The sequence below is a fragment of the Acerihabitans sp. genome (genome assembly GCF_036398755.1).
Lineage (GTDB): Bacteria > Pseudomonadota > Gammaproteobacteria > Enterobacterales > Enterobacteriaceae > Acerihabitans.
In genome coordinates, this window is sequence record NZ_DASWOM010000022.1 from 1 (window position 1) to 14212 (window position 14212).

15 protein-coding genes and 1 riboswitch are annotated in these 14212 nt (G+C 57.1%); of the genes, 2 read left to right on the forward strand and 13 right to left on the reverse strand.

The window, feature by feature from the left end; translation table 11 throughout:
* From VGC33_RS04575 to pgi, 5 genes are all read right to left on the reverse strand, one after another.
* The coding region (locus VGC33_RS04575) for a YjbH domain-containing protein (RefSeq protein ID WP_331119526.1) at positions 1 to 213 on the reverse strand (213 nt) is incomplete at its 3' end.
* Entirely contained in the window at positions 213 to 968 is a 756-nt protein-coding gene (locus VGC33_RS04580; protein ID WP_331119528.1) for a capsule biosynthesis GfcC D2 domain-containing protein, read from the reverse strand. The genes VGC33_RS04580 and VGC33_RS04575, both read right to left, overlap by 1 nt.
* Positions 965 to 1612, reverse strand: a complete 648-nt coding sequence (locus VGC33_RS04585) for a YjbF family lipoprotein (RefSeq protein WP_331119530.1) — start codon at positions 1610 to 1612, stop codon at positions 965 to 967. Before VGC33_RS04585 ends, VGC33_RS04580 begins: the two co-directional genes overlap by 4 nt.
* 69 nt (positions 1613 to 1681) lie before the next feature.
* Entirely contained in the window at positions 1682 to 2041 is a 360-nt protein-coding gene (yjbE, locus tag VGC33_RS04590; RefSeq protein ID WP_331119532.1) for an exopolysaccharide production protein YjbE, read from the reverse strand.
* A 469-nt stretch (positions 2042 to 2510) separates the two neighbouring features.
* Positions 2511 to 4160 (reverse strand): glucose-6-phosphate isomerase, encoded by a 1650-nt coding sequence (gene pgi, locus VGC33_RS04595; protein ID WP_331119534.1) that lies wholly within the window; start codon positions 4158 to 4160, stop codon positions 2511 to 2513.
* Between the two features lie 186 nt (positions 4161 to 4346).
* A riboswitch (Lysine riboswitch) is annotated at positions 4347 to 4540 on the forward strand.
* Positions 4541 to 4653: 113 nt separating this feature from the next.
* Between pgi and lysC the strand changes: the two genes are divergently transcribed.
* On the forward strand, positions 4654 to 6015 hold the full coding sequence (gene lysC, locus VGC33_RS04600) for a lysine-sensitive aspartokinase 3 (RefSeq protein WP_331119536.1): 1362 nt from the start codon (positions 4654 to 4656) through the stop codon (positions 6013 to 6015).
* A 28-nt stretch (positions 6016 to 6043) separates the two neighbouring features.
* Here the strand turns inward: lysC and VGC33_RS04605 are convergent, their stop codons facing one another.
* From VGC33_RS04605 to VGC33_RS04635, 7 genes are read right to left on the reverse strand one after another with little or no spacing between them, the layout of a single operon-like run.
* Positions 6044 to 7705 (reverse strand): Na/Pi cotransporter family protein, encoded by a 1662-nt coding sequence (locus VGC33_RS04605; RefSeq protein WP_331119538.1) that lies wholly within the window; start codon positions 7703 to 7705, stop codon positions 6044 to 6046.
* A 30-nt stretch (positions 7706 to 7735) separates the two neighbouring features.
* The gene (locus tag VGC33_RS04610; RefSeq protein ID WP_331119540.1) at positions 7736 to 8386 is read right to left on the reverse strand and encodes an HAD family hydrolase; all 651 of its coding nucleotides are present in this window, start codon (positions 8384 to 8386) and stop codon (positions 7736 to 7738) included.
* Complete coding sequence (locus tag VGC33_RS04615) at positions 8383 to 9375, reverse strand: ABC transporter ATP-binding protein (RefSeq protein WP_331119542.1); 993 nt, start codon at positions 9373 to 9375, stop codon at positions 8383 to 8385. The genes VGC33_RS04610 and VGC33_RS04615 overlap by 4 nt, the downstream gene beginning before the upstream one ends.
* Before the next feature lie 2 nt (positions 9376 to 9377).
* Positions 9378 to 10163: an ABC transporter permease gene (locus VGC33_RS04620; protein WP_331119544.1), complete on the reverse strand. Its 786-nt coding sequence runs from the start codon at positions 10161 to 10163 to the stop codon at positions 9378 to 9380.
* A 33-nt stretch (positions 10164 to 10196) separates the two neighbouring features.
* Positions 10197 to 11036, reverse strand: a complete 840-nt coding sequence (locus tag VGC33_RS04625; protein ID WP_331119546.1) for an ABC transporter permease — start codon at positions 11034 to 11036, stop codon at positions 10197 to 10199.
* Positions 11033 to 11830 carry an alkaline phosphatase family protein gene (locus VGC33_RS04630; RefSeq protein WP_331119548.1) on the reverse strand — a complete coding sequence of 266 codons (798 nt, stop codon included), beginning with the start codon at positions 11828 to 11830 and terminating at the stop codon, positions 11033 to 11035. Before VGC33_RS04630 ends, VGC33_RS04625 begins: the two co-directional genes overlap by 4 nt.
* A 10-nt stretch (positions 11831 to 11840) precedes the next feature.
* Complete coding sequence (locus tag VGC33_RS04635; RefSeq protein WP_331119550.1) at positions 11841 to 12902, reverse strand: ABC transporter substrate-binding protein; 1062 nt, start codon at positions 12900 to 12902, stop codon at positions 11841 to 11843.
* A gap of 195 nt (positions 12903 to 13097) precedes the next feature.
* Between VGC33_RS04635 and VGC33_RS04640 the strand changes: the two genes are divergently transcribed.
* Positions 13098 to 13838 carry a UTRA domain-containing protein gene (locus VGC33_RS04640; RefSeq protein ID WP_331119552.1) on the forward strand — a complete coding sequence of 247 codons (741 nt, stop codon included), beginning with the start codon at positions 13098 to 13100 and terminating at the stop codon, positions 13836 to 13838.
* Between the two features lie 18 nt (positions 13839 to 13856).
* Here VGC33_RS04640 and VGC33_RS04645 read toward each other — a convergent pair whose 3' ends face one another.
* Entirely contained in the window at positions 13857 to 14189 is a 333-nt protein-coding gene (locus tag VGC33_RS04645; RefSeq protein ID WP_331119554.1) for a Dabb family protein, read from the reverse strand.
* Positions 14190 to 14212 lie beyond the last annotated feature (23 nt).

The following is a 14212-nucleotide window of genomic DNA, read 5'->3' on the forward strand; positions in this document are numbered from 1 at the left end:
CTGCACGTTGATGGAATAGAACCGGTACTGATCGTTATCCCGGTAGTTCAGACTGAATTCACCATCCTTTGCCATGCGCGCGGTAGGGGTTTGCAACAAACCGGCGCCGCCCATATCCATCTGCGAAGGCCCCAGCGGCTCGGTATAGGAGGCCGCCTGGCAAGCGGAGGCCACTGACAGCGCGATGAGACTTAGTAAATATTGTGTTTTCATCAGTCAGGGATCCGGTGAGTCAGCAAGGAAACAATTTTTTCGTTTATGTCCTGGTAAGCCCGCGGCAATGACCATGAGGAAAAACCCACGTAAATCGCGCTGCCCGGCGCCACTTCATTATGACGACGGTTCCAGTAGGCCACCGGCACCGATTTGGCCTGGCCATCCGGCAATATCACCCAGGCATAGCTTTTTTCCGCTCCGCTCAGGCGCTGATGGGTGAGCAGATAATCATCCGCGTCGCGGCTCACCAGAAACGGCTGCGCTCCGGTGGGCGTCACCGCGCCGAAAATATGGACGCTGGTCGGCTTAGCCAGCAGATACAGGCTGTAGTCGCCGACCAATCTACGATTGGCGCCGGCCTGTAGGCGAATCTCATCCGCGTCGAGTGAGACGAACTGACGGCCGGTCACCTTCAAGGCGGCAAGCTGGCCGCGCACGCGGTCAACGGTATTAGCCAGATCCAGGTCGTTATCCTGGCGGAAATCGGCGCTCAGGGCGCTCAGGCGCGCCAGTAATTGCCGCTGCTGATCCTGCTGCACGGCGGTGGCCAGGCTTTCCGCGATAACGGTGCCGGGCCACCAGGTGCGACCGGCCAGTTTAGGATCGAGCGTCAGTTGCCGAAGGTTATCGATCCCCGTCAGCACCACCGGCTGCGATTGACCGGGAGAATAGACCGCCACGCGGCTGTCGGCAGCGGCGCAGGCAACAAAACCAGCACATAAACTCACTACGAGTAAGAGTTGTTTTTTCATGGCTTATAAGGGTTTAAAGTGATGGTTTCTATCGGGAAATTACCCGGCCCGACAAATTGTTGGGCTTTGCGCACGGCGCCGGTGCCTGGTTCGATCCAAAAGCGATTTTGGTAATGCGTGTTCAGCTCCGTCACCGTCACATCCTCATTGATGACGCGATAAGCGTGGGGCGCATTAAGTACGGTGATTGTCTCGGTGCCCGCAAGGGTGAAACGGGAAACCAGGGTTGCCGAGCGCAGTTGCTTATCTTCAGTCCAGGACTGGATGCGCGTCCATTCGGTGCCGTCGGTAATCCTTTGGGCGTGAGCCAGCGGATCGGAGGCCAGATTAGTTACTTCGAGGAGGTTGTCGGACAGACCCAGGGTTTTTACCAGACGACCGTTGCGGGTCACCAGCATGGCTTTATCGCGCGACACCCATTTTAAATCGCCGTGTTCGGCGTAAGCCAGCACCATGAATATCTGCGAGCCGTCATTGATCCGGGCATAAATACTGGCGTACGGAATGTCATGAACCTGCTCTGGCGTTAATTCAACATCCGGCGTGCCGAACAGCGCCAGTTTGAACGTTTCGCCGATACCTTTTTGCGACTGACTACAAGCGGCCACCAGAAAGCACACCACCACCATAAATAAATAGCGCACGTCGTTCATCCCAAACGAAAGGAGACCAAAAAATAACCACACTTGCGTGTGGTTATCGAGTAATTATTATTACTGCACCGTTGAGGTGGTGGTACCGGTACTAGGCGTTGCGCCGCCACCGTTATCGTCGTTGTGGGCGCCGATTAAAGCAACCCCGGCTAACAGCGCTACCGCGCCAACGCCGACTGCCGTGGCAGCCCCGGAGCTCAAACCAGAAGCAGTAGTGGTATCACCGCTACTGTTGCCTGGCGCTTGAGCAAACGCATAAGAACCACTAGCCATCAACATTGCAGCCATTACTACACTAAACAGTTTATTCATATTTATTACCTTTGATTCATGAGGATGATGACTATAAAGCAATGAAATGATGATTTGCCTTATATAAGCATCATAAAGGAATATAATGCAATAAAATATATCTTGCATTCATCATCCCCGATTTTGCCGAAAAAATGCGCGGTATCGCACTGGTACGCGGCAATCCAGTGAAATACGCTGTTTTTATGGATAAAAGCAATATTAAGCACCGCTAATGCTATTTAAGGCGCAATTAATCGACGATAGTGAAGTTCACGCCAGGGCATAAAATCAGACAATTCCGCTATCGGCGCATGAATGGCGAGGATTGTCCGTATAAAACTATATAAGTGCCGCGCGTGTTTTAAAATAATGGCTTAGGGAAGGTGTTTATATTGCTGCCGGCGGCAAGTCCCCTATTCTGAAAACAAGCGCTCCCGGTTTTTTTTAAGAAAATCCTTAATATTTGGTAGAAAACCACTTAGTAACAGTCAGTTAACACATGGCCGTTTTCACCAAAGCCGCCCGCGGCGCCTGAAAACGCGCCTACGCGGGCCAACCGGCGGCCGCTTGCCGGCCGGCCAGTTGGCCGAGCGGATCAGCCGCGCCAGTCCTTGAAGCGGTTAATCAAGCCATTGGTTGAGCTGTCATGGCTGGTGACCCGATCATCGGCCGCCAGTTCCGGCAGGATACGATTCGCCAGCTGTTTACCCAGTTCCACGCCCCATTGGTCGAAGGTGTAGATATTCAGGATAACGCCCTGGGTAAAGATTTTATGCTCATACAGCGCAATCAGCGCGCCCAGGCTAAAGGGGGTAATGTCCCGAAGCAGGATGGAATTGGTCGGCCGGTTGCCCTCGAAGACTTTGAACGGCGCCACGTGGCTGACCTGTTCCGGCGTTTTACCCACCGCGGCAAATTCGTCCTCGACCACCTGCAGGGATTTACCAAACGCCAGGGCCTCGGTTTGGGCAAAGAAGTTCGACAGCAGCTTGGCGTGATGATCGCTGAGCGGATTGTGGCTTGTCGCCGGCGCGATAAAATCGCATGGCACCACTTTGGTGCCCTGATGAATCAGCTGGTAAAATGCATGCTGGCCGTTGGTGCCCGGTTCCCCCCAGATAATCGGACCGGTTTGGTAATCCACCGGCTGGCCGTCACGGTCTACGTACTTGCCGTTGGACTCCATATTGCCCTGCTGGAAATAGGCGGGGAAACGGTGCATATACTGATCATAGGGCAGGATGGCTTCCGTTTCCATGCCGTAGAAATTGTTATACCAGATGCCGATAAGCGCCAGCAGCACCGGCAGGTTCTGTTGCGCCGGAGTGTCCCTGAAATGACGGTCCATGGCGTGCGCGCCGCTGAGCAGTTGCTCAAAATTGGCAAAACCCACGGACAAGGCAATGGAGAGGCCGATGGCCGACCATAGGGAATAACGTCCGCCAACCCAGTCCCAGAATTCGAACATATTTTCGGTATCGATACCGAATTCGCCCACCGCCTTGGCATTGGTGGACAGCGCGGCGAAGTGCCTGGCCACGTGTTTTTCGTCGCCGGCGGTTTGCAGGAACCAATCGCGCGCGCTATGGGCGTTGGTCATGGTTTCCTGGGTGGTAAAGGTTTTCGACGCCACCAGAAACAGGGTGGTGGCCGGGTCGAGATCCTTTACCGTCTCGGCGATATGGGTGCCGTCGACGTTGGACACGAAGTGCATGGTCAGGTGGTTTTTAAACGGCCGCAGCGCTTCGGTCACCATATACGGCCCGAGATCCGAGCCGCCGATACCGATGTTCACCACATCTGTTATAGCTTTACCGGTATAGCCCTTCCATTCGCCGCCGATAACACGGGCGCAGAATTGTTTGATTTTAGCCAGTACCGCGTTAACGTCCGGCATCACGTCCTTGCCGTCCACCTGAATCGGGGTGTTACTGCGGTTACGCAGGGCGACGTGCAGCACCGCGCGATCTTCGGTGCGGTTGATTTTTTCGCCGGAGAACATTGATCTGATGGCCCCGTCAAGATCGCACTCGCGGGCCAGGGCCTGCAATTTTTCCAGCGTTTCATGGGTAATGCGGTTTTTGGAGTAGTCCACCAGCATCTGGTCGTCAAAGGTGGCGGAGAAAGTGTCGAAGCGGTTGTGGTCCTTGGCGAACAGTTCGCTGATGGTGACATCCTTCATCTGTTCAAAATGCTGCTGCAGCGCTTTCCAGGCCGCGGTGTGGCTAGGGTTTATATTTTTCATCGGCAACGCTCTTATTGAGAATAAAAAAACGTGATGACAATGATTGTATCGCGTAGCTCACGAGTTGCGACCCCTTTTATTGCGATCGCGCTCTTTTCAGGATAATTGCGTTTTCATCGTGCGCTGCCCGTTGACACCGGGGTAATTACCCGCTATTTGTAAGGTTCTAGTAGCGCACCCGTTGCGTGAACCAGAAGAGGCGCGTCGCCCAGGCAGGGTTTCGGAGGATCCGTTTTCCGCTGAAGAAACCCCAGGGGGAGCGACGCCGAGGCGGCGTACGGCAAACGGGCCGGCGTCTCCGGCCGCATGGGCTGAATCCCATGGGTTGTCACCCGCATTTTCGCCGTTGGCGATAGGCACGGTGGGGCGCTTCTGGGTGTACCGTAGTTCTCTACGCCTGCTCCCTGTTTCCCGCCCTTGACTCGTGCCAAAGCGTAAAAACGTTGTCATCAAGGATGACATCCTGACACGAGGCATCAGAGGCATTATTAGCATGGCAGAATCAGTACATTCCCCTATCGTGGCGAAATTCGGCGGTACCAGTGTCGCTGATTTCGACGCGATGAACCGCAGCGCGGATATCGTGTTGTCCAATGCCGCCGTACGCCTGGTGGTGTTGTCCGCATCGGCGGGCGTAACCAATTTGCTGGTCGCGCTGGCCGAAGGTAAACAACCCGACCGACGCGCCTTCCATCTTGATGAAATCCGCCGTATCCAATATGCCATTATCGACCGGCTGGCTGACGCGCGCGTGATTCGCGAGGAAATTGACCGCATGCTCGATAATATCGCCATGCTGTCCGAGGCGGCGGGCCTTGCCACCTCCCACGCCCTGACCGATGAACTGGTCAGCCACGGCGAATTAATGTCGACGCTGCTGTTCGTTGAAGTGCTGCGCCAGCGCCAGATAGAAGCCCAGTGGTTCGATATCCGCAAGGTGATGCGCACCAATGACCGTTTCGGCCACGCCGAACCGGAGATCGGTACCCTGAAGGAATTGACCCAAAGCCTGCTGCTGCCTCGCATCGACGCGGCGCTGATCATTACCCAGGGTTTTATCGGCAGCGAGGCCAAGGGTCGCACCACCACGCTCGGACGGGGCGGCAGCGATTATACCGCCGCCCTGCTGGGCGAAGCGCTGAAGGCGCAGCGCATTGATATCTGGACCGATGTGCCGGGCATCTATACTACCGATCCGCGCGTGGTGCCCGAGGCCAAGCGTATTGATGAGATAAGCTTCGAGGAGGCGGCGGAAATGGCCACCTTCGGCGCTAAAATCCTGCATCCGGCCACCTTGTTGCCCGCGGTGCGCAGCGATATCCCGGTGTTTGTCGGCTCCAGTAAGGATCCCCATGCCGGCGGCACGCTGGTATACAATAAAACCCATAATCCGCCGCTGTTCCGCGCCATCGCCCTGCGCCGCCGGCAAACGCTGCTGACCCTGCACAGCCTGAATATGCTGCAGGCGCGCGGATTCCTGGCCGAAGTGTTCAATATCCTGGCGCGGCATTATATTTCCGTGGATTTGATCACCACTTCCGAGGTGAGCGTGGCGCTGACCATGGACACCACCGGGTCTACCTCGTCCAGCGCCAGCCTGTTGACCACGTCCCTGCTCACTGAACTTTCATCCCTGTGCCGGGTGGAAGTGGAGGAGGACCTGGCGCTGATCGCCCTGATAGGCAATCATCTCTACCAGGCCCGCGGGGTGGGTAAGGATGTGTTCGGCGTGCTGGACCCGTTTAATATCCGGCTGATATGCTATGGCGCCAGCAGCCATAACCTCTGCCTGCTGGTGCCGGGACAGGACGCGGAGCAGGTGGTCAAGACCCTGCATCACAACCTGTTTGGCTGATGAGCCACGCGCCAGGCGCAACGGGTCATCAGAGCGGGGCGGAGACCTTGTCGCGCCGTTCCTCCCCCTCTTCCGTTTCGTCCTCTTCATTGAGCTCCAGAACGTTATAGGCCACCGAGCAGAACAGGGAATTGACGCGCTTCATGTCGCCAAGCAGCCCAAGGTGCAGAGAACTGGTCTCCAGGCTTTGCACGTTTTGCTGATGCAGGCGATCGACATGCGCATGCGCATAACGCCTGTCGGTGATGCGAAACCGGTGTTTGGCCCGGCGCAAACGGCGGGCGCTGGTGAGGTCGCCGGACAGGAACACCGACAGACTCAGGCGCAGGTTGGACGTCAGTTGCTCGTGCAGCGTATCAAGCTCCTGCAACCCCTCGGTGGAAAAGGCCCGGCGCGTGGCCAGCGACTTGGCGGCCACGTCGCCGGCCATGCGTTCGATAATATCCCCGGCCTGCTCCAGGTTAAGCGCCATTTCGATAATCTCGGCCCAGCGGCGTGAATCCGCTTCTTCCAGATCTTCTTTCGGCATCTGGGCCAGATAAAGCTTGATGGCGGTATACAACACGTCGACATCATCATCCAGCCGGCGTATTTCCCGATCCTTATTCGGCTGACCGTGCAGCACTTCACGATGCAGCAGCAGCATGCTTTCCACCACATCGCCCATGCGCAAGGTTTCCCGCGAGGCATTGGCCAACGCCAGCGCGGGCGTATCCAGGGCGCTGGTATCCAGATGGCGCGGCCGCACGCCCACATCGCCCGCCGCCGTGTCGCCTATCCATTGCGTGCACAAACGCGCCATCGGCCCGGCGAACGGCACCAGGATCAGGCAGCGGATCAGGTTATAAAAGACATGGAAATAGATTACCAGCTCCGAGGCGCCGACCGGCAGGCGCTCAAGCAGGCCGGCCAGGAAAGAAATGGCCGGCAGCACCACCAGCCCGCCCACCAGCTTGAACAGCAGGCTGCCCAGCGCCACGCGTTTACCTTCGGCGTTTTGCCCGCTGGCGTTGATCATCGCCAGGATACCGCTGCCCAGGTTGGCGCCGATCACCAGGCACAGCGCCACCTTGAACGAGATGACGTCGGTGGCGGTCAGCGTCGCGGTCAGCAGCACCGCCGCCAGGCTGGAATAGCTGATGATGGCGAACAGCGCGCCGAGCAGGGCGTCGAGCACCACATCGCCGGTCAGCGATGAAAACAGCACCTTGACCCCATTGGCCTGCGTGATGGGGGTCGAGGCGGCCACAATCAGCTCAAGGGCCAGCAGTATCAGGCCCAGGCCGATACATACCCGGCCGATTTGCCCGGCGCGCGATTGTTTACGGCTAAGGAACAGGCAAACGCCGATAAAGATCAGCAGGGGGGAAAGCCAGGATAAGTCAAACGTCAGCACCCGGGCCATCAGCGCGGTGCCGACATCGGCGCCCAGGATAATCACCAGGGCCGGCGTCAGCGCCACCAGGCCTTGGGCAACAAACGAGGTCACCAGCATCGCGGTGGCGTTACTGCTCTGGACCAGCGCCGTAACGCCGATGCCCGCCATAAACGCCATCGGTTTTTTTTCTACACTGCCGCTCAGCACCTGCCGCAGGCGGGCACCGTAGACTCGCATGATTCCGGTACGGACAATATGCGTTCCCCATACCAGCAATGCTACCGCGGAAAGCAGATGCAACAAGGTTAACACGCTGATTAAAACTCCATGAAGACCAACTATTTACCAATCCAGAACCGGCCATCCAGCCAGTTGCGCTTGCCGAAGCAGAATGCCGTCGGGGTTAACGGCGTAAGGGTGACCCACCTGTTTTAATAACGGCAGGTCATTGCCAGAGTCGGAATAAAAACTGGCCTGCGCCAACATCCACGCCTGCCCCTCGATCAGATCCAGCAACCTGGACACTTTACCCTCCCGATAGGTTAATACGCCACGGGTTTTACCGGTATAAGAATCATCATAAACTTCAAGTTGTATCGATAAGGTTTCATCGACGCCGAAACGGCGCGCAATCGGCGAGACCAAGTGTTCGCCGGATGCGGAAATAATGATATTCCGATCGCCAAGGCGCCGGTGCTCGGCGATACAGCGCAGGGCGGACTGCCGTATGGCCGGAACGATCGCCTCGTCGATAAACGCCTCGACGCACTGCGCCACGTCGTATGGGGAGCGCCCGATAAGCGGTTCCAGGGTGAACGACATATACTCCTCCATGGATAATGTCCCCTGCCGGTACTGTAGCATCAATGCCTGTTCCCGCTGCACAAAACCGTCGCGTTGCGCCCAGCCAAGCCGAAGCATGTACTCACTCCACATACTGGCGCAGTCGCCGTTGATCAGTGTCTCATCCAAATCAAATAACGCCAGGCTCATGCCACCTCACATAAAGTCGTGATATCTAACTGTAGACCAATCGGCGTGCCGTCCGGGTGCAGATCGGCCACCGAGCGGTTCAACACATCGATCAGCAATTCAATCTCCTGCGCCGCCACGCGATAGCGGATCACATTACCCAGCAGGCTATGGCCGACAATCCGCGCGCTTATCCCCTGACCGGCCGGCAATAGCATAATGGACTCGGGACGCACGGCGACCCGGCTGCGCCAGTCGCGCCCGGTAAGCTGGGCGGTCTGCTCGGCGCTCAACAGGTTATAACTGCCGATAAACCCGGCTGCGAACGCATCCACCGGCTGGGTATACAGCGTTTCGGCGCTGCCGTTTTGCACGATTTTGCCTTTGTTCATCAGCACTACGCGGTCGGATAAGGTCAGCGCTTCCTCCTGATCGTGGGTAACAAAGATCGCGGTCAGCCGCAGTTCCTGCTGGATGCGGCGGATTTGATCGCGCAAATGCTTGCGTATGCGCGCATCCAGCGCGGATAGCGGTTCATCGAGCAGCAGCAGACGCGGGCGCGTCACCAGCGAACGCGCCAGGGCCACGCGCTGGCATTGGCCGCCGGACAGCTGATGCGGATACCTGTGGGCGAACTCCTGCAGTTCCACCAGATCCAATACCTCGTCAACGCGGCGCTTAATCTCGGTAGCCGTTAGCTTTTGCATTTTCAGCCCAAACGCCACGTTGCCGTTGACCGTCATATTGGGGAACAAGGCATAGCTCTGGAATACCATGCCGATACCGCGATTCTGCGGCGACAGCGGCACCAAATCCTGCCCCTGCAGCAGGATCTGCCCGCTGTCCACCGGCGTAAGCCCCGCCAGGCAGCGCAGCAGGGTGGATTTGCCGCAGCCGCTCGGCCCGAGCAGGGTGACGAATTCACCTTCCGCCGCGTCAAAATCGATATTCTCGAACACCTGGGTCGGCCCATAGTGTTTATTAAGCTGTTTTACCGCCAGATAAGACATGATTATTCCTTGCCCTTGTTAACGGTATTCGCCACCAGCGTCAGCAGCAGCACCACCAGGAAATAAGAGATCACCAGGGCGCTGGTGAAATGACCGCTGCCGTTGCGGCTGTTGTAGAGATAGACCTGCAGCGTCTCGAAGCGGTTGCCCACCAGCAGGTTGGCAAACACAAACTCGCCGATAAGAAACGAGAATGACAGCAGCACGGCAATCATGCAGCCCTTGCGCAGGTTGGGCAGCACCACCAGCAGCGCCGCCCGCCAGGTGCTGGCGCCGAGCAATTGGGCGGCATCCATCAAATCACGCAGATGGATGGCCTGCATATTGTTGGTGATCGCCCGATAGATAAACGGCAGCGCAATGGTGAAATAACAGCCGATCAAAATCCACGGCGTACCGGTCATGGCCAGCGGACCATCGGAATAAAGCTGCAGCAGGCCCACCGACGACACCACCGGCGGCACGGCGAACGGCAGCAGGATAAGAATATTCATCAGCGCGTCGAGCTGCGGAAAATAGTAAGCAATCACAAACATTAGCGGCAACACCAGCGCCACGGCGAGGGCCAGCGCGCCAAAACAAATCAACAGCGAGTGCCACAGCGCCGTCAGGAAACGCGGATCCCGCCAGAGCTGGGCCATCCATTTCAAGGTGAAACCCTCCGGCAGCACCGTCGAACCCCATTGGCTCGAAAAAGCGTAAACCAGGGTGGCGACCAAAGGCAACAACAGGATAAACAGCAGCACCGCGACCACGCCGCGGTGATAGAGATTTTCGGCACGCGTCATTCATACCCTCCCGTTTTGCCGGTCAATAACACCTCAGGAACGCACATGGGTATAGCTCCTGCGCATCACCCAGCGATGAACCAGGGTAATAAACACCATCAGCAACACCAGGAACATCCCCAGCGCGCTGGCCATATTCGGGTCAAGCTCCAGATCCCCCGCCACCAGGGCCGCGATACGGATCGGGATAACGTTGAAATTGCCGCTGGTCAGGGCGAAAATCGTGGCGTAGGCGCCCAGGGCATTGGCCAACAGGATGACAAAGGTACCCAACAACGCCGGCGCCAGCACCGGCAGGCCGATATGGCGCCAGTAGCGCAACCTGCCCGCGCCCAACAGCGCGGCGGATTCGCGCCAGTCCTCGCGCAGACCGTCAAAGGCCGGATACAGCAACAGCACACCGAGCGGGATTTGAAAATAGGTGTACAACACCATCAGGCCGGTTTTGGAGTAGATGCTGAAATCCCCGAGCCAGCCATAGCGGCGCAGTATAAGGGTGACGCAGCCATTGGTGCCCAGCAGGATAACAAAAGCGAACGCCAGCGGCACGCCGGTAAAATTGCTGGTCATATTGGTGAAGGACATCACCGCGGTGCGCAGGCGGGTTGCCCCCAGTTGGCGCAGCGAGTAGCTGCCCACCAGGGCGATCAACAGCCCGAATGCGCTTGACCAGAAGGTAATTTGCAAAGAGAAGAAGATCGCCTGCCGATAAAACGGCGAGCCCAGGATCTGCCGGTAGTTATCAATCCCCCACCCTTCGATGTCGCTGTTAAAGCTATGCACCGTCATCCACACCAGCGGCGCGATTTGAAAAGCGCAAAACACCAGCGCAAAGGGCAGCATAACCAATACCGCCAGCCATTTGGCCTTCATTTCAACAGCTCCGCGCAGGCCGGCCGATCGTGCTCAACCCCCAGCAGGTCGCATATCGTGCCGCACAGTTCCGTCTGGCGCGGCGCGGCGGGCGCCTGGCTAAAGGCCGAGCCAAACACAAACAACGGCACCCGGCGCTCCTCGGGCAGGATGCCGCCATGGCTGCGGTCATCGTTCATGCCGTGATCCGCCGTGACGATCACCTGGTAACCGGCGGCCAGCCACGCGGGCATATATTGTGACAACAAGCCGTCCGCCGTACGGGCCATATTACGGTATTGCGGCGACGATTGGCCGTAGCGGTGCCCGGCATCGTCAATATTCATGGGATGGAGCAGCAGGAAATCCGGCTGGTGGCGCAGGCGCAGGCTTTCGGCATCTTCAAACAAATGGGAATCAGGGTAGTGATCCGCATGATAAAAATGCCCGTACTGAATCGCCGCCTCCGGCGCAATGGTATGGCGATCGCGCACCGCATCAAAGGGCGCGCGATTATACAGCTCGCTAACCCAATGATAGGCCGCCGCCGCGGTGGTGAGGCCGGCGGCGCGGGCAAAATGAAAAATACTGCGATGGTGCGATAACCGCACCACGTTATTATGCACCACGCCGCTCGCCACCGGGGTAACGCCGGTAAGGATGCACTCATAAAGCGGGCGCGATAAAGACGGCAGCTCGCAGTCGAGTTGATACAGGCATCCATGCCCCGCCGCGCACTCAGCGTGCAGATATCCCATGGCGTCATAGGCCACCGGATAATTCAGTCCGTCCAGTATCACCAGCAGGGTTTTCATCACGCCTCCTTTACTGCGGCATAGCCATCATGACATTTTCCTGCCACAGGCGCGGCAGTTCCTTGGCGCTCTTTTCCCAGGCAACCGGATCGGCGATAGGGTGGGCGTTTTTATACTGTTCGATGGGCAGCAGCTTGGCTTTTACGTCATCCGGCAGCGTCAACTTTTCCACGCGGATCGGGCGGGCATAACCCCGGGCCAGGTTAATCTGTCCCGCATCGGAGAAAATATATTCGCGCGCGAACTTGGCCGCGTTGGGATGCTTGCCGTATTTATTGATGATCGTGGTGTAGCCCGAGGTAATAGAACCGTCGGAGGGGATCAGCACATCAAAACGGGTTTTATCGATGGTATCGCGGTAATTAAGACCGTTGAAATCCCAGACAATGCCCACGTCCACTTCGCCTTTTTCCAGCGACGCTATGGTCGGGTTATTCAGTCCCAGACGCCCCGCCTTTGCCAGTTTGGCGAAAAAGTCCAGGCCCGGTTTCAGGTTCTTCTCGTCGCCGCCCATGGCATAAGTGGCCGCCAGCACGCCATTGGTCGCCTGTGCCGCGGTGCTGACATCGCCGACGGTGACCTTATAATCGCCTTTCAGCAGATCGGCCCAACTATGCGGCGTGTCTTTCACCGTTTGTTTGTTGACAATAAAGGCGATGGTGCCGGTATAGGCCAGCGCCCAATGGCCGTCTTTGTCCTTTGCCCAGTCGGGAATCTGATCCCAGGTGCTGGGTTTGTAAGGCAGCGTAACGCCTTTTTGTACCGCAACCGGGCCGAAGGACGATCCCACATCGCCGATATCGGCGCTGGCATTGTTTTTCTCGGCCAGGAACTTGGCTATCTCCTGCGCCGAACTCATATCGGTATCGCTATGCTTCAGGCCGTATTTGCCGGCCAGATCCGCCCAGGTATCCTTCCAGTTTGCCCAGCTGTCCGGCATACCGACACTATTGACCTCGCCTTCCTGGCGCGCCGCCTTCTCCAGGGCCGCGACATCCGCGGGCGCGGCGAAACCGGCCGGGCTTGCCATCAGGATGGCGGTGGTTAACACAGAAGCGAACAGAAGTTTCATAGATGATGCTCCGGGTGAAGGAATGAAGGTGAAGGACTCTACTGGTCTAGTCCAGCAAGAACCAAGCCAATCTACCTAAGTAAGATGAATATTTGATGTCAGTAATTCTTTTAGACGATTTTTTGTTATGGTTTTACCACCCCAACCGCAAAGGCAGAAAAATGTGCACTATGAACATGCAGACCGGTAAAAAAAATGCTGCATAATGGCGCTTCTTTTTGCGCCAGCCTGTCCCGGCAAAAAACCGTTACCGCGATTTGCCAGGCGATTACCGGCTGGATTGAACAAGGAGAATTGAGCCACAACGACCGCTTGCCCGCGGAAAGGATGTTAAGCGAACAATTTACCACCACCCGCATTACCCTGCGGGAAGCATTGGGGCAATTGGAGGCACAGGGTCTGATATATCGCGAGGAACGCCGCGGTTGGTTTGTCAGCCCGCCGCGCATCGTCTATAACCCGCTTACGCGCAGTCATTTCCATGCCATGGTGCGTGAGCAGGGACGCGTACCCGCAACCGAGGTATTGGATGCCGGTGAAATAACGACGCCTGCGCCGATATGCACGCATTTGGCATTGCCGACCGGCTCACGGGTATATTGCATACGCCGGGTCAGGCGCATCGACGGGCGCGCGGTGCTTTACGTTGAGCATTATCTGAATCCAGGCTATTTCCCGGCGATTTTGCAAGAAGATTTGACCTCTTCGCTCACCGAACTTTATGCCAACCATTATGGCATTCATTATGGCAAAGTGCGTTTCGCCATGTTGCCCACCACCTTTCCGCTGGCGGCGTCGCAGGCGCTGAAATTGGCGGATAACAGTCCGGCGCTGTTCATTACCCGCATTAACCGCGATCAGCATGGCCGCATTATCGACTGCGACCTGGAGTATTGGCGTTATGATACTTTGCATATCAACGTCGAGGCACAGTAGTGCCCGGCAAATCCCTGCTTAAATCGAGGAGGTATTTTCATGTCCCCACAGGTCGAAAACCAGCACCGAACCCGCGCCGTCCGCAAGTACCGGAAACAGGATATTTTCACATACGTAGAGATGATGGCGATGGGTCAAATACTGTTCCAGAACCGCGCTGTCGGCAAAACATAGCCGCAGCATATGCCTGAAGCCCTTATCGTGCTGTTCGCGGCTGGCGTTAACATGCCACGAAGCCTTCAAAATACCGGGAATATACTGATCCATCGCCAGCAGCGTCACGGCAATTTGCTGAATATCAGCCTGACCCAGTGCCGGTTTGAACCGAAACAGGACATTATGTTCAATCATCAGTTTTCTCCGTTTAATCGCGG